At 71.5% G+C, this 23,217-nt stretch carries 21 protein-coding genes and 1 pseudogene; 9 read left to right on the top strand and 13 right to left on the bottom strand.

What is annotated here, in order from left to right:
• Window positions 1-173: 173 nt before the first annotated feature.
• Both OG310_RS16980 and OG310_RS16975 read right to left on the bottom strand, forming a co-directional pair.
• Window positions 174-914, bottom strand: coding sequence for a peptidase E (locus OG310_RS16980; RefSeq protein ID WP_329456719.1), 741 nt, complete (start codon window positions 912-914; stop codon window positions 174-176).
• Window positions 915-938: 24 nt separating this feature from the next.
• A complete protein-coding gene (locus OG310_RS16975) occupies window positions 939-1,394 on the bottom strand; it encodes a MerR family transcriptional regulator (protein ID WP_443078860.1) in 456 nt (151 codons plus the stop codon).
• 764 nt (window positions 1,395-2,158) lie between these two features.
• On the opposite strand from OG310_RS16975, the gene OG310_RS16970 reads away from it, so the two are divergent.
• Window positions 2,159-3,589, top strand: coding sequence for a SulP family inorganic anion transporter (locus OG310_RS16970; RefSeq protein WP_329460217.1), 1,431 nt, complete (start codon window positions 2,159-2,161; stop codon window positions 3,587-3,589).
• Between the two features lie 130 nt (window positions 3,590-3,719).
• Here the strand turns inward: OG310_RS16970 and OG310_RS16965 are convergent, their stop codons facing one another.
• The gene (locus OG310_RS16965) at window positions 3,720-4,700 is read right to left on the bottom strand and encodes an aldo/keto reductase (RefSeq protein WP_329456718.1); all 981 of its coding nucleotides are present in this window, start codon (window positions 4,698-4,700) and stop codon (window positions 3,720-3,722) included.
• An 89-nt stretch (window positions 4,701-4,789) separates the two neighbouring features.
• On the opposite strand from OG310_RS16965, the gene OG310_RS16960 reads away from it, so the two are divergent.
• The 5 genes and pseudogenes from OG310_RS16960 to OG310_RS16940 form a co-directional block, all read left to right on the top strand.
• Entirely contained in the window at window positions 4,790-5,914 is a 1,125-nt protein-coding gene (locus OG310_RS16960; protein WP_443078655.1) for a DUF2797 domain-containing protein, read from the top strand.
• Between the two features lie 89 nt (window positions 5,915-6,003).
• Window positions 6,004-6,144: a hypothetical protein gene (locus tag OG310_RS16955; RefSeq protein ID WP_329456716.1), complete on the top strand. Its 141-nt coding sequence runs from the start codon at window positions 6,004-6,006 to the stop codon at window positions 6,142-6,144.
• An 87-nt stretch (window positions 6,145-6,231) separates the two neighbouring features.
• Entirely contained in the window at window positions 6,232-7,173 is a 942-nt protein-coding gene (locus tag OG310_RS16950; protein ID WP_329456715.1) for an amidohydrolase family protein, read from the top strand.
• Window positions 7,174-7,254: 81 nt separating this feature from the next.
• Window positions 7,255-8,115 carry a response regulator transcription factor gene (locus tag OG310_RS16945; RefSeq protein ID WP_329456714.1) on the top strand — a complete coding sequence of 287 codons (861 nt, stop codon included), beginning with the start codon at window positions 7,255-7,257 and terminating at the stop codon, window positions 8,113-8,115.
• Window positions 8,116-8,331: 216 nt separating this feature from the next.
• A pseudogene (locus OG310_RS16940) lies at window positions 8,332-9,138 on the top strand (TetR/AcrR family transcriptional regulator); the annotation flags it as partial.
• A gap of 607 nt (window positions 9,139-9,745) precedes the next feature.
• Here OG310_RS16940 and OG310_RS16935 read toward each other — a convergent pair.
• The 5 genes from OG310_RS16935 to OG310_RS16915 all read right to left on the bottom strand — a co-directional run bounded on the left by OG310_RS16935 (window position 9,746) and on the right by OG310_RS16915 (window position 14,967).
• A complete protein-coding gene (locus OG310_RS16935; RefSeq protein ID WP_329456713.1) occupies window positions 9,746-10,183 on the bottom strand; it encodes a nitroreductase/quinone reductase family protein in 438 nt (145 codons plus the stop codon).
• A 20-nt stretch (window positions 10,184-10,203) separates the two neighbouring features.
• On the bottom strand, window positions 10,204-10,674 hold the full coding sequence (locus OG310_RS16930) for a PPOX class F420-dependent oxidoreductase (protein ID WP_329456712.1): 471 nt from the start codon (window positions 10,672-10,674) through the stop codon (window positions 10,204-10,206).
• 77 nt (window positions 10,675-10,751) lie between these two features.
• Window positions 10,752-11,579, bottom strand: coding sequence for a YceI family protein (locus tag OG310_RS16925; protein ID WP_329456711.1), 828 nt, complete (start codon window positions 11,577-11,579; stop codon window positions 10,752-10,754).
• A gap of 266 nt (window positions 11,580-11,845) precedes the next feature.
• On the bottom strand, window positions 11,846-14,389 hold the full coding sequence (locus tag OG310_RS16920) for an MFS transporter (RefSeq protein WP_329456710.1): 2,544 nt from the start codon (window positions 14,387-14,389) through the stop codon (window positions 11,846-11,848).
• A 17-nt stretch (window positions 14,390-14,406) separates the two neighbouring features.
• Window positions 14,407-14,967: a MarR family winged helix-turn-helix transcriptional regulator gene (locus OG310_RS16915; protein WP_329456709.1), complete on the bottom strand. Its 561-nt coding sequence runs from the start codon at window positions 14,965-14,967 to the stop codon at window positions 14,407-14,409.
• 380 nt (window positions 14,968-15,347) lie between these two features.
• Here OG310_RS16915 and OG310_RS16910 point away from each other — a divergent pair, with 380 nt between their 5' ends.
• A complete protein-coding gene (locus OG310_RS16910) occupies window positions 15,348-15,572 on the top strand; it encodes a hypothetical protein (protein WP_329456708.1) in 225 nt (74 codons plus the stop codon).
• 407 nt (window positions 15,573-15,979) lie between these two features.
• On the opposite strand, the gene OG310_RS16905 is transcribed toward OG310_RS16910, so the two are convergent.
• From OG310_RS16905 to OG310_RS16890, 4 genes are all read right to left on the bottom strand, one after another.
• Window positions 15,980-16,870, bottom strand: a complete 891-nt coding sequence (locus OG310_RS16905; protein WP_225020359.1) for an RNA polymerase sigma factor SigF — start codon at window positions 16,868-16,870, stop codon at window positions 15,980-15,982.
• A 233-nt stretch (window positions 16,871-17,103) separates the two neighbouring features.
• Window positions 17,104-18,258 (bottom strand): SigB/SigF/SigG family RNA polymerase sigma factor, encoded by a 1,155-nt coding sequence (locus tag OG310_RS16900; RefSeq protein WP_443078654.1) that lies wholly within the window; start codon window positions 18,256-18,258, stop codon window positions 17,104-17,106.
• Window positions 18,259-18,427: 169 nt separating this feature from the next.
• Window positions 18,428-18,721, bottom strand: coding sequence for a Dabb family protein (locus OG310_RS16895; RefSeq protein ID WP_329456707.1), 294 nt, complete (start codon window positions 18,719-18,721; stop codon window positions 18,428-18,430).
• A gap of 53 nt (window positions 18,722-18,774) precedes the next feature.
• Window positions 18,775-18,939, bottom strand: coding sequence for a hypothetical protein (locus tag OG310_RS16890; protein ID WP_225020364.1), 165 nt, complete (start codon window positions 18,937-18,939; stop codon window positions 18,775-18,777).
• A gap of 271 nt (window positions 18,940-19,210) precedes the next feature.
• On the opposite strand from OG310_RS16890, the gene OG310_RS16885 reads away from it, so the two are divergent.
• Together OG310_RS16885 and OG310_RS16880 are read left to right on the top strand one after the other, a co-directional pair.
• Entirely contained in the window at window positions 19,211-21,082 is a 1,872-nt protein-coding gene (locus OG310_RS16885; protein ID WP_329456706.1) for a cytochrome P450, read from the top strand.
• On the top strand, window positions 21,079-22,059 hold the full coding sequence (locus tag OG310_RS16880) for a terpene synthase family protein (RefSeq protein WP_329456705.1): 981 nt from the start codon (window positions 21,079-21,081) through the stop codon (window positions 22,057-22,059). The genes OG310_RS16885 and OG310_RS16880 overlap by 4 nt, the downstream gene beginning before the upstream one ends.
• Window positions 22,060-22,332: 273 nt before the next feature.
• Here OG310_RS16880 and OG310_RS16875 read toward each other — a convergent pair whose 3' ends face one another.
• The gene (locus OG310_RS16875) at window positions 22,333-23,202 is read right to left on the bottom strand and encodes a PhzF family phenazine biosynthesis isomerase (protein WP_329456704.1); all 870 of its coding nucleotides are present in this window, start codon (window positions 23,200-23,202) and stop codon (window positions 22,333-22,335) included.
• Between the last annotated feature and the right edge of the window lie 15 nt (window positions 23,203-23,217).

Here is a 23,217-nt window from a genome sequence, read left to right as displayed (position 1 = left end):
TGGCCCCGCTGAACCCGGGGCCACCCCTCCCGCCTCATGCTACGGGCGCGGCCCGGCCCGGCCCCAGGCGGCGCCGGACGAGGCCGGTCCGGCGTCCGGCTCCGGGGGCCGGGCGTCCGGCGTCCGGTTCCGGGCGGGTCCGGGACCACGAACCGGCGTGCGGCGGTCGGCCCTCAGCGGCGAGGGGCAGGCAGGAGGCGTGGCGGCAGCGCCGTCTCGACGGCCTCCTCGCCGTCCAGCACCACGTGGTAGGCCAGGGCGTTCGGGGTTTCGGCGACGGCCTCCGTGAGGGTCGTCCCGTGGTAGACGAGGCCCACGCCGTCGTCCGTGCAGTGCGTCGTGGGCAGCGTGCCGTCCGCGACGAGTTCGTGGACCAGGCGGCGGCGCCCCGGATCGGAGTCGTAATGGACGCCGTTGCCGTACGGGAGGAATCCGAGGCCGTTCGTGACGGGGCGCAGTTCGGGGCCGAACGAGTCCGTCGTGCCCCCTTCGTACCAGCAGATCGAGCCCGCGCTCACGCCGGTCAGCACCACGCCGGCCTGCCAGGCGCGGCGCAGGATCGCGTCGAGTCCGTGGGCGCGCCAGACGGCCAGCAGGTTGGCCACGGAGCCGCCCATCACCCAGACGACGTCCTGCTCCAGGACGGTGCCCTCGACGTCGTCCAGGTTCGGCATGGGGAAGAGGTGGAGCGGCGTCAGGTCGAAGTCCGCCTCGCGTGCCGCCTCGGCCGCGCGGGCGGCGAAGTGCTCGGCGTCGCCGATCGCCGTCCCGATGTACATGATCCGGGGCCGACGGCCGTGGACGCCCGACAGTTCGACGGCGTGGTGGACCAGGGCGTCGAAGGAGATCATCGTCCGCCGGCCCGGGCGGATGCCGCCGGACGTCGCGAGGATGGTGGGTTGCGGGGCTGTCATGGACCGGCAGCCTAGCGGCGTGCCTCAGCGGCCCTGCGCCGCCGCCCTCGCGGCCCTCGCCCGCAGCGTCTCGGCGAACTCCTCGGCACGCGCGAGCTGTACGCGGAGCTCCGCCGCCCGCTTCGCCGTCGCTTCCTCGAACTCGGTCAGCCGGGCGGCGAGTTGTGCCCGTTCCTCGTCGGTCGGCGGTTCGGCGGCGTCCAGCCGGTCGGTGACCTGGAGCAGGTCGCGCATCTGCTCCAGCGTGAAGCCGAGCGGCTTCATGCGGCGGATCACCATCAGCCGCCGCACGTCTCCGTCGGTGTAGAGGCGGAAGCCGCCCTGCGAACGGGCCGACGGGGTGACGAGACCGACGTCCTCGTAGTGCCGGATCGTGCGCAGGGACAGTTCGGTCCGCGCCGCGACCTCGCCGATCTGCATGTGGGTGTCGTGCAGGCCCGTGCCCTGCATGCTCACGTCCGGTGCGCCCGTGCTCTGCATGTGCATGTCCGCCTGCTCCCTGTGCTCCATGTGTCCGGAGCCGCCCGTCGGCACCCGTCCGTCCTCCGTCGTGTCCTGTCGTCTGGTCCGCTGTCCGTCAGCTGCCCGTCAGCTGCCCGTCAGCTGCCCGTCCGGCGGGGGAAGAAGCATCTCAGCCGCCGGCCGTCCGACCGCTCCTGGCGGTGCCCGGGGGACGCCCATCCGGGGAGACGCATCTCTACCCTTACGTCAGGGTAGGGTTTTGATCCGTCATGGAGCCCGACTCACGGTCCGACTTCGGTCCGACTTCCGTCCGACCCTCTCCTGTCTCCGGGCCTCTTCTGTCCCCCGGGGTACCTGGAGTACCCGATGTACCCGTGCCCTCAGGTGGTTCTCCCTTGCCCAGCCTTCCCACGCCAGACCCCCGTCCCTCGTCCGCGAAGGCCTCCGGTGCGGGTTTCGGGGAGCACCCGGGCCCGGGCCCGGAGCCGGACCCCGGCCTCAGCGAAGTGGCTGCCGGTCGTGGGCCCGGCGATCCCCTCAGCGACCCGGACGACGCGCTCGGCGAACCGGCCACCCCGCCCGGCGACCCAGCCACCCCGCTCGGCGAACCGGCCGCCGGTGCGCGTCCCGGTCGCGTGGCACGCCGGGGCGGACCAGGCCCGGGGCTCCGGGCCGGGTACGGTCCCGGAGCCGGGGCCGCCGGCCGGGAGTTTCGTCCCGGATCCGGCTGGGGGGCCCGGTTCGCGTCCGGCTGGGGATTCGGGCCGGGGTTCGGGCCGAAACTGCTGCGCACCGAGGTCCTGGCCGGGCTGGTCGTCGGACTGGCACTGATCCCCGAGGCCATCTCCTTCTCCGTCATCGCGGGCGTCGACCCCAAGGTCGGCCTGTTCGCGGCCTGCTCCATGGCCATGGTGATCGCGTTCGTGGGCGGCCGGCCGGCGATGATCTCCGCGTCCACGGGTTCGGTCGCGCTCGTCGTCGCCCCGGTGGCGCGCGAGCACGGGCTCGGTTACCTGATCGCCACCGTCATCCTGGCCGGGATCCTGCAGATCGGGCTCGGCGCGGCCGGTGTCGCGCGGCTCATGCGGTTCGTGCCGCGCTCGGTGATGGTCGGATTCGTCAACGCGCTGGGCATCCTGCTGTTCACGGCCCAGATCCCCAATCTGCGCGACGTGCCCTGGCCGGTCTACCCGCTGGCCGTGGCGGGTCTGGTGATCATGCTGCTGTTCCCCCGGCTGACGAAGGCCGTGCCCGCGCCGCTCGTGTCGATCGTCGTCCTCACGCTGATCACCGTGGCCGCCGGGATCGCCGTACCGACCGTGGGGGACAAGGGCAGACTGCCGTCGTCGCTGCCCGTGCCGGGGCTGCCGGACGTCCCGTACGGGGTGCACACGCTGGTCGTCATCGCGCCGTACGCGCTGGCCATGGCCCTCGTCGGGCTCATGGAGACCCTGATGACGGCCAAGCTCGTCGACGAGATCACCGACACCCGCTCCGACAAGACCCGCGAGTCCATCGGCCAGGGCATCGCCAACATCGTCACCGGGATCTTCGGCGGCATGGGCGGCTGCGCGATGATCGGCCAGACGATGATCAACGTCAAGAGCGGGGCGCGGACGCGTCTGTCCACCTTCCTCGCGGGCTTCTTCCTGCTGATCCTCTGCATCGTGCTCGGGCCGGTCGTCTCCGACATCCCGATGGCCGCGCTGGTCGCGGTGATGGTGCTGGTGTCGGTCGGGACGTTCGACTGGCATTCCGTACGGCCCGCGACGCTGAAGCGCATGCCGGCCGGCGAGACCGTGGTGATGGTGCTGACCGTGATCGTGGTCGTGGCGACCGGCAACCTCTCGATCGGTGTCGTCGTCGGCACGGTCGTCGCGATGGTGATCTTCGCCCGGCGCGTCGCACGGTTCGCCGGCGTCACGTCGGTGACGGACCCGGGGCGCCGGCGGATCGTCTACTCCGTGAGGGGGGAGCTGTTCTTCGCGTCGAGCAACGACCTGCTCGCCCGGTTCGACTTCGCGGGGGACCCGGACGAGGTGGTCATCGACCTGTCGGGCACGCATGTGTGGGACGCGTCGTCGGTGGCCGTGCTGGACGCCGTCGAGGCGAAGTACGCGCAGCGCGGGAAGAGAGTCACGATCACCGGCCTGAACGAGCCGAGCGCGGCCATGCACGCCCGGCTGAGCGGCGAGCTGGCCGGCAATCACTGAGCCCGGGGCCCGTTCCGGCAATCACTGAGCCCGGGGCCCGCCGGACGTCCCCGGCCCGGGGCGACCCGTGGACCGCCGACGCCCCGCCACGCCCCGGCCCCCGCTGCCGGGCCGCCCACCGGCCGTGCCCTCAGAGGTCCACGCCGCTCATGTCCTCGTACCGGTCCCCGGCCGCCGGGGCGATCGCGTCCAGGCGGGCCAGTTGCTCCGGGGTGAGTTCGAGGGTGTCGGACGCCACGTTCTCCTCCAGCCGGGACACCCGCCTGGTGCCGGGGATCGGCACGATGTCCTCGCCCTGGGCCAGCAGCCACGCGATGGCGACCTGCGCCGGGGTGGCGTCGAGTTCGTTCGCGACGGACTCGACCTCTTCGACGATCCGCAGGTTCTGCCGGAGGTTGTCCTTGGTGAAGCGCGGGTTGCTCTTGCGGAAGTCGTCGGCGTCGAGGCCGTCCGTCGACCGTACGGTGCCCGTGAGGAAACCCCGGCCGAGGGGGGAGTACGGGACGAAGCCGATACCCAGCTCGCGCACCAACGGGAGCAGTTCCGCCTCCGGGTCGCGGCTCCACAGCGAGTACTCGGTCTGGAGGGCGGAGATCGGGTGGGTCGCGTGGGCGCGGCGGATCGTGTCGGGGGCCGCCTCGGAGAGCCCGAGGTGGCGGATCTTGCCCTCCTGGACGAATGTGGCGAGTACCCCGACGGTCTCCTCGATCGGCGTGCCCGGATCGACCCGGTGCTGGTAGTAGAGGTCGATGTGGTCGGTGCCCAGGCGCCGCAGCGAGCCTTCGAGCGCTGTGCGGACGTTGGCGGGGCTGCTGTCCGGCTCGTAGGAGCTCGTCCCGTCCGGGCGGTGGGACAGGAAGCCGAACTTCGTGGCCACGACGGCGCGGTCGCGCCGGCCGCCGGTCAGGGCCTTCGCGAGCAGTTCCTCGTTCACGTACGGGCCGTAGACCTCGGCGGTGTCCAGCAGGTTCACGCCGAGGTCGAGGGCGCGGTGGATCGTGCGGATCGATTCCGCCTCGTCCGTTCCGGCGCCGGTGTAGTAGGCGGACATGGACATGCAGCCGAGCCCGATGCGGGCGACGTCGAGTCCTGCGAGGTGCACGTGCTTCATTGCGGTACGTCCTTTTCGTAGCGATAAGTACCTTTCTGACGCTACTCCGGCGAGGGGCGTTGTCAGTGCTGCCCTCTACTCTCGGAGAAGTGTCGGACACATGGCGTTGTGGCGGGCTCCGGTGGGGTGGCGGTGGATCCCCCGGGCCCCGGCTGGTCTGGAGGTCCCCCCGGTCGGCCGGAGGGGCGGGGGAGAACGGGGGTGGAGGGGGTGCACGAGAGGGAGGCCGCGATTCCGTGGAGCGGCTGAGCGAGCTGGTGTACGGGCGCGAGGTGGCGTTCCGTGCCGTGGGCCCGCGCCGGTGCACCGGCACGGGGCGCGGCGGGTGCCCGCTGGCGGCCGAGGTGCCGGCCCGGAGCACAGGGGCCCAGTGCTCCGAGTGCGCACGCCTCGACCGGCTGCGCTCGGTCGCCGCCGACACGGTGGCCGACGATCCGCGCCCTTACCGCGTCTATCTGGCGTGGTTCGGTCCGGGGATGCGGAAGGTCGGCATCACCGCCGAGGCGCGCGGCTCGGCCCGCCTGCTCGAACAGGGCGCCGTCACCTTCAGCTGGCTCGGCCGGGGCCCGCTGATGGCGGCGCGCCGTACGGAGGAGCTGCTGCGCGCGGCGCTCGGGGTGCCGGACCGCATCCCGTACGCCGACAAGCGGACGGCGCGCGCGAGCCTGCCGCCGGAGCGTGAGCGCGCCGCCGAGCTGGCAGCGCTGCACGCCCGTGCGGTGGCTCTGCCGCGGTGGCCGGAGTCGCTGGAGCCCTTGGTGTTCGAGGCCGTCGACCACGCGCGCGTGTTCGGACTGGAGCGCCCGCCCGCTCCGGGGCCGACGCCGCGTGCCGAGGCGATGTCGTCCGCGGGATCGGCTCCGGCGCCGGACCTGGCCGCGGCGCCGGATTCGGATTCGGATGCGAGTCCGGATTCGAGCCGGTCTTCGGACCCGGGGCCGGCCCGGCCCGGGGCATCGATTCCGCCTGCCGTGCCGGTGGCCGCGGTGGTGACGGAGCTGGTGGACGGCGGCGGGATCGCGGGGCGGCTGGTCGCCGTCGCGGGGCCCGACCTGCACCTTGCCGTCGCGGGGAAGGGCGTCGTGGTCGTGGACAGCCGCCTGATGCGGGGGTGGGGGCTGGAGCGCCTGACACCCGGCGGGGCGGCGGCCGGAGAACCGCTGAGCCTGCCGGCGCGCGAGATACGCCGCGATGTGCAGGGCGGCCTGTTCTGAGCGTCGGCTCGGGCCCGCGAGCGGCCGGGAAGCGGCGCGGCACGCACGTGTGATCGTGAACGGAAGCGGCCCGTGAGAGGTGGCGTGTCGTGAGTGGCGACGGGCAAGCGGCCGCGAGCGGCTCCGGCACGCGGGCGCACGCGGGCAGGCACGGCAGACAAACAGCCGTGAGCAGGTACAGCACACCGGTGACCGTGGACACGTACGCGCGGCACGTGAACGCCGCGTGAGCGGGGACGGCGCGTGAGCTGCCGCGAGCGGATCCGGCACATGAGCGGTCATGGACAGATCCCGCACGCGTGCCGAGAGTGGAGGTCATGAGCGATCAAGGGGTGGACGAGCGGGCGGCGGTGCGGGCGTTCCGGGAGCGGGTGGGGCTACCCGCTCTCGTCGACGTGCACACACACTTCATGCCCGACCGGGTGCTGAAGAAGGTGTGGGCGTACTTCGACGGCGCGGGGCCTCTGGTGGGGCGTGTGTGGCCGATCCAGTACCGGCAGGAGGAGGACGAACGGATCGCGCTGCTGCGCGGGTTCGGCGTGCGCGCGTTCACGTCGATGCTCTACCCGCACAAGCCGGGCATGGCGGTGTGGCTCAACGCGTGGGCCGCGGACTTCGCCGCGCGTACGCCGGACTGCCTGCGGACGGCGACGCTGTTTCCGGAACCGGGCGTCGAGGCGTACGTGAAGGAAGCGGTGGCGGGCGGGGCCCGGGTCTTCAAGGCGCATGTGCAGGTGGGCGGGTACGACCCGAATGACGCGCTGCTCGACCCCGCGTGGGGACTGCTCGCCGAGGCGGGCGTTCCGGTGGTGACGCACTGCGGGTCGGGGCCCGTGCCGGGCAGGTTCACCGGCCCGGGGCCGATACGTGCGCTGCTGGCCCGTCATCCGCGGCTGCGGCTGGTCGTGGCGCACCTGGGCATGCCGGAGTACGCGGAGTTCATGACGCTGGCCGAGCAGTACGGCGAGGTGCGGCTCGACACGACCATGGCCTTCACGGACTTCACGGAGGACATCGCCCCCTTCCGCCGGGACTCCGAGACGCTCGCGCGCCTGGCCGCCCTGGGGGACCGCGTCCTGCTGGGGACGGACTTCCCGAACATTCCGTATCCGTACGTGCACCAGCTGGAGGCCCTGGAGCGGCTGGGTCTGGGCGACGACTGGCTGCGAGCGGTCTGCTACGGAAACGGAGCGTCGCTGTTCGGAGTGGACGGGGAGGTCGCCGCCGGGAGGGGTGGGCCGGAGGGCGACGTTCTCTGAAAAGTTTCTGAGAGGCTTTTCTCAGGCGATTCACAGAAAGGGGCAAGACGGCTCTCAGAGGCTCTGCCGAGGGTGAGGAACATGACGATCACCTCGCCCCGCGGGCGTACCGAAATGCTGAAGCCGGACGGGAGCCCCGTTCGCGTTCTCGTCGTCGACGACGAGGCGTCGCTCACCGAGCTGCTCTCGATGGCCCTGCGGTACGAGGGGTGGGAGGTACTCAGCGCGGGCGACGGCGCGTCCGCGATGGACTCGGCTAGGGATTTCGCCCCCGACGCGGTGATATGGGATGTCTCACTCGTCGGTGCGGTGGCGACGGCCGGCGCCCCGGGTGCGGGGACGGCGGCCGTTCGTGGCGAGATCGGCGACAGCGCGCCCGGTGAGGCTGCCGGGAGCGGCGCCGCGACGAACGCGGCGGACGCCCGTGCGGTGCTGAGCCGGCTGCGCACCGAGCTGCCGCAGGTACCGGTTCTCTTCCTGACCACCAGGGACGGCGTCGAGGACCGGATCGCGGGTCTCACGGCGGGCGGGGACGACTACGTCACCAAGCCGTTCAGCCTGGAGGACGTCGTGGGCCGGCTGCGCGGGCTGATCCGGCGTTCCGGAGTCGCCACGGTGCGCAGCGAGTCGATGCTCGTCGTCGGCGACCTCACGCTGGACGAGGACAGCCACGACGTCACCCGGGGCGGCGACTCGATCCACCTGACGGCCACGGAGTTCGAGCTCCTTCGGTACCTGATGCGCAACCCGCGCCGTGTGCTGAGCAAGGCTCAGATCCTCGACCGTGTCTGGTCCTACGACTTCGGCGGCCAGGCGAACGTGGTCGAGCTGTACATCTCGTACCTGCGCCGCAAGATCGACGTCGGGCGCCCGCCGATGATCCACACCCGGCGCGGCGCGGGTTATCTGATCAAGCCGGGGGAGCCCGGCACGACCCGCTGACGGCAGGTCGTCCCGGTAACGCGAGGAAAGGATCAGCACCAGCCACGGCATAACATCCGGAACCGGGTGGATCATGGGAGCGGTACGGGAAGGCGTACGGAGGGCGGCCCACCGGCCGTCGTCCGCGAGCGGGCGCTGAGCGCGCCGGCCGCCCGATCCGTACCACCCGCAGAAGGTCCGGCACCACCCGGCCGGAGGAACCGAGGAGGCTGGCCCATGGTCGCCGGAACCGATCGCGCGAAGCGTCCCGCCAGGACGAGCGTGTGGCTGGAGGGCAAGCCGAAGGTCCGCGGCCGGCGTCACGAACGGCAGGAGCAGCCGCCAACGGGCGCGGGCGGCGGTGACTCCACCAGCCTGGACCGGGACCGGATCACCGAGGTGTCCGTGCATCTGCTGGACGCGGAGGGCCCGGAGAAGTTCTCGATGCGGCGCCTGGCGTCGGAGCTGGGCGTGACCGCGATGTCCCTGTACTGGTACGTGGACACCAAGGATGACCTGTTGGAGCTCTCCCTCGACCATGTCTTCGGCGAGGTGCGGGTGCCGGATGTGGCGGGTGGTGAGGAACCGGACTGGCGGGAGCAGTTGCGGGCCCTGGCGACGAGCTACCGGTCCGTGTTCGTCCGGCACCCGTGGGCGTCGCCGCTGATCGGCAAGTACCTCAACATCGGCCCGTGCGCGACCCTGTTCTCCAGCGCCGTGCAGTCCGTCGTGCGCAGTACCGGCCTGCCGCCGTACGTGCAGCGGGGCGCGATCTCGGCCGTCTTCCAGTTCGTGTACGGATTCGGCACCATCGAGGGCCACTTCGTGCAGCGATGCGCGGACGCGGGGTTCAGCCAGGACGAGTACTACCGCCTGGCGATGGGCTCGATCGACGAACGGCCCGGCCTCAGGGAGGCGTTCGAGAAGCGGGGCGGCCTGCTGGGGGCACGTGACGGGGCAACAGTGCGGGAGATGCGGGAGCGCGACTTCGGCATCGCGCTCGACCTGCTGGTGGCGGGCATCGAGGCCGTACGGACCCGCGGTGACCAGGACGCCGGTCAGGAGGCCGGACAGGACACCGACGCGGGTACGGCCCGGGGACCCGGCCCCGGCCACGACGCCGGCTCCGGCCTCGGCGCCGGCGCGAGCAACGACGCCGGCGGGGCTGCCGGTCCCGACGCCGGCGAGAACGCCGGCCAGGGTGCCGGGGACGGCACCGCTCCGGGGTCCGACCACGGCATCCGCCAGGACACGGGGGCCGCAGCCACCGCGGATGTCGTCGGGGACGGCAACGGCGGCGGCTCCGTCAGGCCCTGAGCCCGGCGCCACCGCCGCGACGCCCGAGCCCGGCGCCACCGCCGCGACGCCCGAGCCCGGCGCCACCGCCGCGACGCCCGAGCCCGGCGCCACCGCCGCGAGGGCCCGACGTCAAACCTCACCGCCGCGAGGGCCCGAGGTTCAGCCGCCCCGTCGTGGCGCCGGCGCGCCGCTTCCCCCCGGCGCCCTCTGAGCCCTGCGTTCCTCCGGCGATGTCCTGAGTCCGGAACCCTGAGTCCGGAACCCTGAGTCCGGAACCCTGAGTCCGGAACCCTGAGTCCGGAACCCTGAGTCCGGAACCCTGAGTCCGGCGCCCTGAGTCCGGCGTCCCGCGTCACGCCACGGGGCTGAGGACCACCATCGCGAAGGGGCGGTCGGTGTGCGTCACGTACTCGTGCGCGTCCGGCCAGTACGCGGCGAAGCGCCCGAACAGCCGGTCGCGTTCGTCGCCTTCGCGCAGGATCTTCGGGCGCACCCTCAGGGTCCGCTCGCCGATCTCCGCGGTGGTCTCGTCCAGGGCCTCGACGTTGGCGACCCAGAGCGGTTCCTTCTCGGCGCCGCCGTTCGAACCCGCCACGACGTAGTCGTCGCCGTCCGTGAAGTAGACCAGCGGATTGATCAGCGCGCGGCCGCTGCGGCGGCCCGTGTGGTGCAGGAGGAGCAGGTGGACGCTCCGGAAGTGTCCGCCCATCGCGTCGGTCACGACGCCCTTGTTGGCGCGGAACTCCGCGATGACGACGTCGTTGGGGTTGGGCTGCTCGGTCTCGCTCATCGCTCTTCGGCCTCCACGGCTCAGCTCTGGGGTGCGAGGTGGGCGGGGAAGCCGCCGGTGGACAGCGGGCTCCAGCGCTCGGGCGTGATGCGGATGATGGACTTGCCCTGCTTGACCATCGCCTCGCGGTACTCGTTCCAGTCGGAGTGCTCGCCGGAGATATTGCGGAAGTACTCGACGAGCGGTTCGACGGACTCGGGGATGTCCAGGACCTCGGCGGTGCCGTCGACCTGGACCCAGGCGCCGTTCCATTCGTCGGACAGGACGATCACGCTGACTCGCTTGTCGCGCTTCGCGTTCTTCGTTTTGGCGCGCTCCGGGTACGTCGAGACGACGATGCGGCCGGCGTCGTCGACGCCGCAGGTCAGGGGCGAGCCCTGGGGGCGGCCGTCGGCGCGGGTGGTGAGGAGGATGGCGTGGTGCCGCGGCCGGACGAAGGCGAGGAGTTCGTCACGGCTGACGGCGGTGTTCGTTGCGATGTTGGGAGCCATGGCGGCAGCCTACGACTCGCCGGGCCCGGGGGCCCGGCGAGTGCGACACGCCCCCGGTGACCGGGGGCTCGCCGCGGTCACATCATCGGCGGCAGGTCGCCCTGGACGGCCTCGATGTGCAGTTCCACCTTGAGTACGGCGCCGATCATCGCGATCCCGGCCTGCACGACCTGGTTGTAGTTCATCGCGAAGTCCTCGCGGTGCAGTTCCGTGGTCGCGTGGAAGGCGGCGCGCACCCCGCCCCAGGGGTCGGCGCCGGTGCCCAGGTAGGACAGCGCCAGGTCGACATCCCGCTCGACGCCGTGCAGCGCGAGCTTTCCGTGCACGGTCCACCGGTCGGTGCCCGCCGGGGTGAGGCCCGTGCTGCGGAAGGTGATCTCCGGGAAGGTCTCGACGTCGAGGAAGTCGGGGGACTTCAGGTGCTTGTCGCGCAGGGCGTTGCCGGTGTCGACGCTGGCCGCGCCGATGACGGCCTCGACGCGCGAAGCCGTGTACTCGCTGCCGTTCTCGACGATCTCGATCGTGCCGCCGAACTCGTTGAACCTGCCGTGCACGCTGGAGATGCCCAGGTGCTGGGCGACGGCGCTCACCGACGAGTGCACGGGGTCGATGCTCCACGAGCCGGGCGGCGGCAGCTCGAAGCCGCCCTGCCGGGCCAGTACGACCGTACCGACGTCGGCCCGTCCGCTCGCGGTGACGAGGGCCGTCGCGGCCGACGGGGCGTAGCCGACCGCGGTCACGATGACCGTGTACGGCCCTGGCGTCAGCGTCTCGGGCGCGGTGACGACACCGTCCGGGTCGGCCGAGGCGCGCAGCACCTGGTTGCCATTGGTGTCCGTGAGGGTGACGACGGCGTGCTGTACGGCCCAGCCGTCCCGCGTCCTCACCTGTGCGCGAAGTCCCATCCCGCGTTCTCTCCTTGGTCTCGCTGTGCGGCGAGGCGCCGCCGGCGTGGTCGCCGGCGGCGGCCTCCAGGACGGGCGGGGCCGGGTGCCGCCGCTCACGTGCCCGGCTTTCGCCGGGCCGCGCGGCGCGCCCTGCCCTCACCCGCCGATCCCCGTTCTCCCCCGACCCGGGCCACGGCCGGCGGGCGCACTCCGTGGAGCTGCGCCCGCCGGGCGGCCCGGGGCTCTCATGAACAGCACGGGCCCCTCGGGCCCGGGCGACTCCCCTACGCGCCGGGGTGGGCCAGTTCGATGTCGTGTCCTTCGACACCGCGGCCCGCCACGCTCAACGAGCCGGCGACCGGCGGGTAGCCGGTCGCGATGACCGTGTAGTCGCCGGAGTTCAGGTCGGCGAAGGCGTACGCGCCGTCGTCGCCGGTCGTGGAGGTGGCGACCACGTTGCCCGCGGCGTCCACGAGCGTGACCCGCGCGTCGGGCAGCGGGCGTCGGCCGGCGCCCGCCCGGACGGTGCCCTGTACGAGCGCGCCGGACTGGAGGACGGCCTCGATCCTCGTCACCCCCTGGCCGCCGATCTCCACGGGCAGGGCGAGGGGCCGGTGGCCGGAGGCGTTGACGGCCACTGTCACCGAGCCGGGTACCAGCTCGCCGAAGGCGAACTCGCCCCCCGGGTCGGACATGCCCGAGGCGAGTACGTCGCCGCGGATGTCGGTCACGATCACCATCGCGCCGCCGATCGGGGAGCCACCGTCGGCGGCGCGTACGGAACCCGCGAGTCCGCTCGTACCGGACAGCAGGATGTCGAACGGCAGCGGCTCGGCGCCCACCACGATCGTGGCCGCCTGCGGCTGGAAGCCGTCGGCCGCGGCGATCAGCACATAGCTGCCCGCGCCGGGGGCGTCCACGGCGTACACGCCGTCGGGGCGCGCCACCGAGCGGCCGAGCTGGCGGCCCGCCAGCGAGATGAGCGTGACGGCCGCACCGGGCACCGCGGCGCCCTCGGCGCTGCGGACCAGGCCGTGCACCGGCGTGCCCTCGGGCAGCGGCGGCGCCCCCGCATCCGCGAAAGCGTCGAGCGACGCCATCGGGGCCGTCGCCCCGGCGGCCTGCGGGTCGGACGGGGCGGCGGGCGGCTGCGCGGCGGCCGGCACCTGCGCGGCTCCACCGGTGGCGGCCGGGGCCGGCTCCTGCGGGTTCTGCGACGGGTCGCCGACAGCACGTGTCCTCAACGGGACCTCCTTGATGAACCAGGTGACAACGAACGCGACGAACGCGCACGGTGCTGCGTACAGGAAGACGTCACCGACACCGTGCCCGTAAGCGACCTCCATGATGTGCCGCAGCGGCGCGGGCATCGAACCCAGGTCGGGGATCGCCCCGTCGCTCCCGGCCTTGGCGGCCAGGGCCCGGCCCTGCGGGCCGAGCGCGCCGAGGCCGTCCTTGACGTAGTCGCCGATCTTGTCGCTGAGGATGGAGCCCAGCGCGGCGACGCCGAGGGCACCGCCGAGGGAGCGGAAGAAGGTGACGGTGGAGCTGGCGGAGCCGAGGTCCTTGGCCTGCACCTGGTTCTGTGTGCACAGCACCAGGTTCTGCATCATCATGCCGATGCCGAGACCCATGGCGGCCATGTAGATGGCCATCTGCCAGTACGTGGTGTCGTAGCGGATCGTGCCCAGCAGGCCGAGGCCGCCGGTCAGCAGGAAGCCACCGGTGACGAGCCAGACCTTCCAGCGCCCGGTGCGGGTGATGACCTGCCCAGCGACGGTCGAGGCGACGAACAGGCCACCGATCATCGGGATGGTCATCACACCGGACATCGTCGGGCTCTTGCCGCGCGCCAGCTGGAAGTACTGGCTGAAGAAGACCGTGCCGGTGAACATCGAGACACCGACGAACAGGGACGTCAGCGACGCCAGCGTGATCGTCCGGTTGCGGAACAGCCGCAGCGGGATGATCGGCTCGCTGGCCTTCGACTCCACCAGCAGGAAGATCAGGCCGAGCGCGACCGAGCCGCCGACCATCGCGTACGTCTGCCACGACGCCCAGGCGTACTTGTTGCCGGCGAACGTCACCCAGATCAGCAGCAGCGAGGCCGCGGCACTGATGAAGAACGCGCCCAGCCAGTCGACCTTGACCTTCCGCTTCACCAGCGGCAGGTGCAGCGTCTTCTGCAGGACGATCAGCGCGATGACAGCGAACGGCACCCCGACGTAGAAGCACCAGCGCCAGCCGAGCCAGGAGGTGTCGGTGATGACACCGCCGAGCAGCGGCCCGCCGACGGTGGCCACGGCGAAGACCGCGCCGAGGTAACCGCTGTACCGGCCCCGCTCACGCGGGGAGATCATCGCGGCCAGGATGATCTGGGCGAGCGCCGACAGACCGCCGACGCCTATGCCCTGGAAGACCCGGACGATGATCAGCATCTCGGAGTTGACCGAGAGGCCGGCCACGATCGACCCGAGCACATAGATGCTCAGTGCTATCTGGACCAGCAGTTTCTTGCTGAACAGGTCGGCGAGCTTGCCCCACAGCGGGGTGGTCGCCGTCATGGCCAGCAGGGAGGCCGTCACGACCCAGGTGTACGCGCTCTGCCCGCCACCCAGGTCGGAAATGATGTGCGGCAGCGCGTTCGTGACGACCGTCGAGGAGAGGATCGCGACGAACAGGCCGAGCAGCAGCCCGGACAGTGCCTGCATGATCTCGCGGTGCGTCATCGGTGTACCGGTGCCGGGGGCTGGGGCTGGGGCTGGGGCTGGCTCGCCGCCGTGCTTGGCGTGGCCGCCCCGCACACCGACGGGTGTGGATGTAGCCATCTGGTCTGTTCCTTGTCCTACGCGTGTGTGGGTGCGGGCGAACGGGGCCGGCGGTCGTCCGCCGCGCCGGGGTCCGTGGTGCCCCGGCCGGGGTCCTGCTCCGGGGGGTCGCCGCGGTGCGGGGCGAGCGGAAGGTCGCCGTGGGAGATCCGGCAGTCGCCGAAGTCCGTGCGCAGCCGCCCGAGCATCGCCGTGAGGGCGTCGAGGTCGTCATCCGACCAGTTCGCCAGCGTGCCGGTGATCATCTCGACGGCACGCTCACCGAGCGCGGCGACCATCTCCTGCCCGGCGGGGGTGAGCCGCAGCAGGCGGGACCGGCCGTCCGCCGGGTCCGGCAGACGCTCCAGCCAGCCGTGCCGGCCGGCGTGTGCGACGTGCCTGCTCGTCACCGAGATGTCGACGGCGAGCAGCTCCGAGAGCCTGCTCATCCGCAGCTCGCCGTGGGTGTGGAGCAGCGACAGCACGGCGGCGGGGCCGCCCGGACATTCGGCTGGCAGCGCCCGGGTCAGTGCCCGTTTGACGGCGCCCAGGGCCGTGATGTGCCGAGCCACCTCCACGTACCGGCTCTGTGTGGCCATGAGCCCTCCCGACATCTTCGTTGCTTCGGGCAACCATAAATCCGTTGGTTGCCGCAGGCAAACGAAAAGCTACGGCATTCATCATGGAAAAACAAAATCTTCACATCGGAATGATCAATATGCTTGCGCATGCGTTCGACAACAAACTCATACATGCGAAATCTGAGTGCGAAGTGTGAGTGACCTGTGCACAGATCGACCGCTGTCGACCGGGCGGATGCGCGTTCGCACGTTTGCCCCGGGAACGTCCGGCGTATGCGCCGTCCGCTCTTCCGGCACAGCTCCCGCACGTCGCGGCCATGTCCGTTCCCGAAAAGCCCGACAACCCTTTTCGGGGCCGGGGTTGGGCGGAACCCACGGGTTCGCTAGGGTCTCGCCTCATGGCACACAACCCTCATGCCCCGCAGGGCCCTCAGGGCACACCTGGCAATCCCGACCCCGGCGGCAGCACGCAGATGTTCCGCGCCTTTGTCGACGAGGGCGAACCGCAGCGGCAGCCGGCGGCCGTCCAGCGCAGCAGTGGCGGTCCGAAGGTCGGCGTGATCGTCGGCGTCGTCCTGGTCGTCGTCGTCCTGGCCGTGGTGGCCTGGCTGGCGTTCAGCTGACGCTCCGCCGCGTATGGAGCCGTACACGGCGCCGGGGTCTCGCCCCGTCGCGCGCGTTCATGAGGAACACGGCCCTACGCGTCCCCTGAGGCACGCGACTGCGCGCGTACGCGGGTACGCGCGCACGCGTGTGTCCGGGCGCGGATACGCGGCCATGCGCGTCGCGTGTGACCGTACGCGGCCGTGTACGTGCTCGGCTCCCGGCGCGAGAAGCGGTCGGGTGCGTGCGCGAGAAGGCGCGCGCACCTGCGCGGTGGACGCGTGTACGGCCAACGGAACGCGGCCGTCCGTCGGCGCGGCGCATGCCTACGCACCCGGCGGCCGGCCCACCGGCGCCCACGTTCGCCGGTGTGCCCCTTGTCACGGGTTCCGTCCTGGCCTGTCCCCGAGGGCATCGGCCAGGAGGATCAGTCCGAGATCAGCCCCTCGCGCAGCTGCGCGAGCGTCCGGGTCAGCAGGCGCGAGACGTGCATCTGCGAGATGCCGACCTCCTCGCCGATCTGGGACTGCGTCATGTTCGCGAAGAAGCGGAGCATGATGATCTGCCGTTCACGCGGCGGGAGTTTCGCCAGCAGGGGCTTCAGCGACTCCCGGTACTCCACGCCCTCCAGCGCGAGGTCCTCGTAGCCGAGCCGGTCCGCGAGCGACCCCTCGCCGCCGTCGTCCTCGGGTGAGGGCGAGTCGAGCGAGGACGCCGTGTACGCGTTGCCCACCGCGAGCCCGTCGACCACGTCCTCCTCGGACACGCCCAGTACGGCGGCCAGTTCGGGCACGGTGGGGGAGCGGTCCAGCTTCTGCGCGAGTTCGTCGCTGGCCTTCGTCAGCGCGAGCCGCAGCTCCTGTAGGCGGCGCGGGACACGCACCGACCACGACGTGTCGCGGAAGAAGCGCTTGATCTCACCCACGACCGTCGGCATCGCGAACGTCGGGAACTCCACGCCGCGTTCGCAGTCGAAACGGTCGATGGCCTTGATCAGACCGATCGTGCCGACCTGGACGATGTCCTCCATTGGCTCGTTTCTGCTGCGGAAACGCGCTGCCGCGTACCGCACGAGCGGGAGGTTGAGCTCGATGAGTGTGTCGCGCACATAGGTGCGCTCCGGGCTTTCCGCACTTTCCGGGCCCTGGGCGTCCAGCGCGGCGAGCCGCAGGAACAGGGACCGGGACAACGTGCGGGTATCGATGGCTTCCGGCTGGGACGGCACCGGCGGCTGGGCCACCACGGTGTCGAGAGCGTCGGGCGCGGGAGCGCTCTTGGTGAGCGTGAGCACCTTCGGGCTGCCCTGTTCTGCGGACATGCCACCCCCTTGAGGTCGCGGGACGGTCGCGCTGGGCGTTCGTTGGATGAACGCAGCCTCCACCTGAATACCGGCGGTGGAGCTGAACCAAACGCGGTACCCGCAGAATGTCACATGTCGGCAACACGCTGTAGTGACATGTCGACTTGTAGCGACGACGTCAGCGCAGGAAAAAGCCCATCTGAAGCCTCAGGAACGGCACATGACGGAAAATCAGGAAGTACCCGTGAGGGTTAGGCTTCGATCCGATTTGCGGATCGAAGGCGTGCAAAGCTTCGGGCAAGAAGCCTTGACACATGCATCTGGGAGACTCCCAGCTCCTGGCTGATCTGGGATTGCGTCAAATTGCTGTAGTAGCGCAGCATCAGGATGCGCTGCTCGCGCTCGGGCAGTTGTACGAGAAGGTGCCGTACGAGGTCGCGGTGTTCGACACCCGCCAGCGCCGGATCCTCGTACCCGAGCCGGTCGAGCAGCCCCGGCAGCCCGTCGCCCTCCTGCGCCGCCTCCAGTGAGGTGGCGTGGTACGAACGGCCCGCCTCGATGCAGGCGAGCACCTCGTCCTCGGAGATCTTCAGCCGTTCGGCGATCTCGGCGGTCGTCGGCGAGCGTCCGTGAGCCGTCGTCAGGTCCTCGGTGGCGCCGGTGACCTGGACCCACAGCTCGTGCAGCCGGCGCGGTACGTGCACGGTCCGCACGTTGTCCCGGAAGTAGCGCTTGATCTCGCCGACGACGGTCGGCATGGCGAACGTCGGGAACTGCACGCCCCGGTCGGGGTCGAACCGGTCGATGGCGTTGATCAGGCCGATGGTGCCGACCTGGACCACGTCCTCCATCGGCTCGTTGCGGCTGCGGAAACGGGCGGCGGCGTAGCGCACGAGCGGCAGATTCGCCTCGATGAGGGCCGAGCGCACCCGGCGATGCGCCTCGGTGCCCGGTTCGAGCGTCTTGAGCTCCGCGAAGAGGACCTGGGTGAGGGCCCTGGTGTCGGCCGCCCGGCTCTGGTTCTCGGTCGGTCGCGAGGACCCGCCCGCCGGGCGCTGCGGGAAGGGCGAGTGCGGGGCGGCGGGACTCGCCCCGGCCGTCCGTCGCGGGGCGGGTGCCCGCTCCTGCTCCTGCTCCGGCTCGTGTTCCGGCCCCGTGCCCGGCAGTTCCGGCCCCGCGCCCGGCTCCGAGGCGGCCTCCGGGCCGTCTTGCGCCGCGTGGCCCCTCGCTGCTTCCGGGCCGTGTGCGGCACCGGTTGCCGGGTGCGGCCCCGCGGTCGTGGCGGGGACGGGTGCCTGGGGCCCGGCAGGGGTGGCGGAGGGGTCCCCGGGATCGGGCGCGCTCCGGGCGTCCGCGGGTGACGGGTCCTCCTGGGGCGGCGCTTGAGGCGTTGTACTGGCCGGCACGTCACGCCACCCCTCGTCAACTGCAGTCAATTGATCGGTCAAAAGCGGTCATAGCATCACAACACATGCGCACCATGCGCAAGCACCTGATAACTCCGTGTTGAGGACAATCTCTCTCTTAAACACCAAATGCCCCACGTCATCCCGACGTGGGGCAGAAGGTGAAGGATCAGAACGCGTAGTCGGCGATCACCCAGGTGGCGAACTCACGCCAGAGCGCGACGCCCGCCAGGTGCTGGGGGTGCTCGGCGTAGCGGCCCAGCGCGTCCCGGTCGGCGACGGCCGTGTTGATGGCGTAGTCGTACGCGTTCGGACGGCCGCTCACATTGCGGGCGAACTCCCAGGACTCGACCTCGGGCACCTGCCCGCCGAGGTCCTGGAACGCCTTGACGCCCGCGAGAACGCGCTCGTCGTCGTGGGAGACGCCCTCGTTGAGCTTGAACAGAACCAGGTGGCGGATCACGGGGCACTCGCTTCCGGGACGGGACGGCGTGCCGCGCTGCCGGGTTCCGGGGGCTACTGGATCAGCTGGGTGAAGAACTGCCCGACGCCCTGCGCGGCGTTGGATATCCCTTCGAACCCTACTTGCACCAGGTCGGCCGCTCGGGCTGGGGACGTGATGATCGTATAGAGGATGAAGACGACAATCGCATAAAGGATGACCTTCCGTGCCGTCGCCATCGGCCCTCCACCCTCCCGCCGGCTGCCTCTCGGTCCATGTGATGGGTCCACATGCAGTAGCCGTGAGTTTAACCATACGAACGCCAGTTTCCGGTGTGGGATCGGTGTTTACCGGGCGTCGGACGTGACGGGCGGGGGGAGCGGGACGCCGCGAGGGTGATAAGGGTCCGGTGCGGACGGTCACGTCCCCCGTCGGCGGCACGTTCGAAGGGCCGCGTCGAGGTCGGGTGTGCCGGCCTCGTGCGGGCGGCGTGGCGACGGCCGTGCGGCCATGCCACCCTCCGGTTCGCCCGCTGCCGTCGGCGCGCGGGGGATGCCGGCATACCGCGCGACGGTGGCCGCCGGCCCGAGGTCCAGGGGGCGCAAGGTGCTCCCGTTCGACGTGGCGGGCTGTCCCGGATCGCGTTTCCCGAGCCGTTCGGCGCCCCGATTCCGGGGTGTGTCAACGCAGATCGATCCGTCACCCGTAGTGCATTCGTACGTACCAGCTCTCTCGCGGCGGGCACTCGGCCGGACTGGCCCGGCCCGACAGGGACTTCTGGCATATGCCGAACGACGTGCACTGATTACCTGTAGTCATCACCGTATCGCGCAGCGTGAGATGCTGGAACCGTCTGCCCGGTTGACGGCAGAAGTTGTGTCGGACGGCAATTGTTGCGCCGTCAATAAAAGTTGCGACCGCTCACGGAAGGCTGATGACGTGGCCACGTTGACTCCCGATTCCGATCGCTCCGATCGCTCCGGGGACCCGCGCCGGAACGATCCGGCGGTCCGCCCGCCGCGCGCGCCCGGCGGTGTTCCCTGGGCCGGGCACGTGATTCCGTTGCTGCGCGACCCGCTGAGATTCCTCGAATCGCTCGCGGGCGTCGGCGGCGTGGTGGAGATCCAGCTGGGCCTGCGCAAGGTGTACGTGGTCACGGAGCCGGCGCTCGTCCACGAACTGCTGGTCACCTTCGCGCACGACGCCCCGCGCGGCGCCGTGCAGCAGACCCTGAAGGACGCCTTCGGCGACGGGCTGCTGATGTCCGAGGGGCAGGCCCACCGCGACCGCCGCCGGGGCATGACGGCCGCCTTCACCAAGGCCCGGGTCGCCGGCTACGTACCGGTCATCCAGGAGGTCGTGCGGGAACGTTCTTCCCGTTGGGGCGACGGACAGGTCGTGGATGTCGCGAAGGAGATGAACCACCTCGCCCTCGATGTCGTCACCCGTACCCTCTTCGGCGCCCGGCTGGACGACGAACTGGCAGAAGCGTTCCACCGGGCGCTGCCCGACCTGGTGAAGGGCCAGATCTTCCACTCCCTCTATCCGCACCCGTCCTTCTCCCGGGTGCCCCTGCAGATCAACCGGCGATTCGACGAGGCCGTCCGCGTCATCAACCAGGTGGTGGACCGGGCCGTCGGTGAACCGGGCACCGGCGCCCACGGCGAGGGCACGCTGCTGTCCCTGCTGCGGGGGGCCGTCGACCCCGCCACGGGCGAGCCGCTCACCGAGGCCGACGTACGCTCCGAGGCCATCACCATGTTCGGCGCGGGCACCGAGACGGCCTCCACGACCATGACCTGGCTGCTCCACGAACTCGTGCGGCACCCCGAGGTGTACGAGCGCGTCGTGGCCGAACTCGACGAACACCTCGGCGACGTGGCCCGCGCCCCCGACGACATCCTCACCCCCGAGACGCTCGACGGCCTCCCCTACACCCGCGACACCCTGCGGGAACTGCTACGGCTGCACGCGCCGAACGCGTTCCTCATGCGCACCGCCGCCAAGGACCTGACGCTCGGTGGCCACCGCATCCCGGCCGGTGCCGAACTCCTCTTCAGCCTCACGGCGCTGCACCGGCACCCCGAGTTCTTTCCCGACCCGCACACCTTCGACCCCGACCGCTGGGAGGCCGACGCGGAGGCGGGCGGCGTGGCGCGCCGCGCCGCCATGCCGTTCGGGGCGGGCAAGCACAAGTGCGTGGGCGAGGACCTCGCCTGGGCCGAACTCGGCGTGGCGGCGGCCACGCTGCTGCGGAGATTCCGCCTCCTCCCGGTCCCCGGCGCCGAGGCGAAGGAGGTCGTCTGGACGACGGTGCAGGCCCAGGGCCTGTCCCTCCGGTTCGCCCCGCGCACGGAATCGGGAGAGGAAGCGGCCCGATGATGATGGCCGGAGCGGTCGGACGTCCGCTGACGGACGACCACGCCGCCTGGCTGCTGCGCCACGGCCTCCTCCCGGAGGCCGCGCTCGCCCGCTACGAGGCGTACGCGCTGCCCGACCTGATCGCCTACGCGTACCCGGGGATCGAGGGTGAGGAGCAGAACCTCCTCGTCGACACCCTCGGCTGGTTCACCATCCTGGACGACCACTTCGACGGCCCGTCGGGCAGCGACCTCGCCGGCACCCGCGACCTGGTCCGGCGGCTGCTGGACGTCCTGGAGGACCCGGACACCGCCGCGTACCACCCGGGCGCCGATCCCCCGTCGCCGGCGGATCACCACTCGATCGAGTACGGCCGTCCGATCGAGTCCGCGGCCGGCGGCGCCGGCCCCCTGCACCTGCTCGCCGCCTGGCGGGACCTGTGGCGCCGCCAGCGCACAGGAATGCCGGCCACCTGGTCGCGCCGCGCGAGCCGCGACTGGGCGCGGTGCCTGACGACCTTCGTCACCGAAGCCTGCCACCGGACGGCGGCGACCCTGCCGACGGTGCGCCAGGCCGTCCACCTGCGCCGCCACGCCAGTTGCCTGTACCCGTTCATGAACATGCTGGAGCGGGTCCGGGGCACCGTGCTCCCCGAGGAGATCCACGCGGAACGCGAACTACGGCTGCTGCGCGCCCATGTCGCCGACACCGCGACGCTCATCAACGACCTGTACTCACTGGAGCGCGAGGAACGCCACTCGTGTCCCTTCAACATGATCGTGATCCTGCGGCGCGAACACCGCCTGAGCAGGTCCGCGGCCGTCGAAGCGGTCCGCACCGAGATCGACCGCCTCGGTGCCAGGAGCGACATCCTCCGGAACTACCTGGCGGCCCACCACCCCGAGGCCGACTGGTACCTGCGCGCGACCCGCCAACTGGTGGAGGGCGTACGCCTTTGGAGCAGTACGACGGAGCGCTACACGGACGCGACGCTCTGATCCGGAGCAGTACGACCGACCGTCGCACGGACGCGACGCCCTGATCCGGACCCATGCGACAGCGCGCTGCACGGACACGACGCTCTGATCCGGAGCAGTACGACCGACCGTCGCACGGACGCGACGCCCTGATCCGGACCCATGCGACAGCGCGCTGCACGGACACGCGACGCTCTGAGCGGACGCCGTTCAGCCGCGCCCGCGTCCCGGCGATCCCCAGGACCGGGCACCACACGGCCGGTGGCCGCCACAGTCGCCGCCCCGCCGCCCGCCTCACCCCGCGAGCGGCACGGCCTCCCCCGACACCCGGACACGGGGATCGGACGCGTCGACCTCCACGAGCAGTTCGCCGGGGCGGCCCATGTCCTCGCCCTGGCGGACCGTGATCGCCAGGGCCCCCGGCACCAGGCCCAGCGCGCGCAGGTAGCCGCCGAAGGCCGCAGCGGCGGCGCCCGTCGCGGGATCCTCGACGACGCCTCCCACGGGGAACGGGTCCCGGGCGTGGAAGAGCGTCGGGGACTCCCGCCACACCAGGTGCACGGTGGTCCACCCGTGGCCGCGCATCACCCCGGCCAGAGCGTCGAAGTCGTACGCGAGGTCACCGAGCCGTGCCCGGCTCGCCGCCGCGAGGACGAGGTGGTCGTTGCCCGCGAAGGCCACGTGCGGCGGCAGCGCGGGATCCAGGTCCTCCCGGGCCCAGCCCAGCGCTTGGAGTGTCGCGTCGAGTTCGTCGTCCCGCGCGGGGCGGGATCGGGTCGCGACGCTTGTGAGCGTCGCCCGGACCGTTCCGCCGGGACCGGTCGACGTCAGGACCGGGATCTCGCCCACCGGCGTCTCGAAGACCAGCTCGCCCGGTCCCACCCGCTCGGCGAGGGCGACGGCCGTGGCGACCGTCGCGTGGCCGCAGAAGCCGACCTCGGCGAGCGGGCTGAAGTACCGCAGCGTGAACCGCCGCTTCGCCGGGTCCCCCGCCGTGACGAACGCCGTCTCGGAATAGCCGACCTCGGCGGCCACGGCGAGCATGCCCGCGTCGTCGTGGGCCGACGCGTCGAGCACGACCCCCGCCGGGTTGCCGCCCCTCGGGTCGGAGCTGAAGGCGGCGTAGCGGAGGATGTCGGACGTCAGTCCGGATGCCTTAGTCATGTACGTCACGCTGTC

Origin of the sequence: Streptomyces sp. NBC_01497 (genome assembly GCF_036250695.1) — a bacterium.
In the GTDB taxonomy this organism is placed as follows: Bacteria; Actinomycetota; Actinomycetes; order Streptomycetales; family Streptomycetaceae; genus Streptomyces.
Note: the sequence above shows the minus strand (reverse complement) of the source record. Positions and strands in the feature narration are given on the sequence as shown.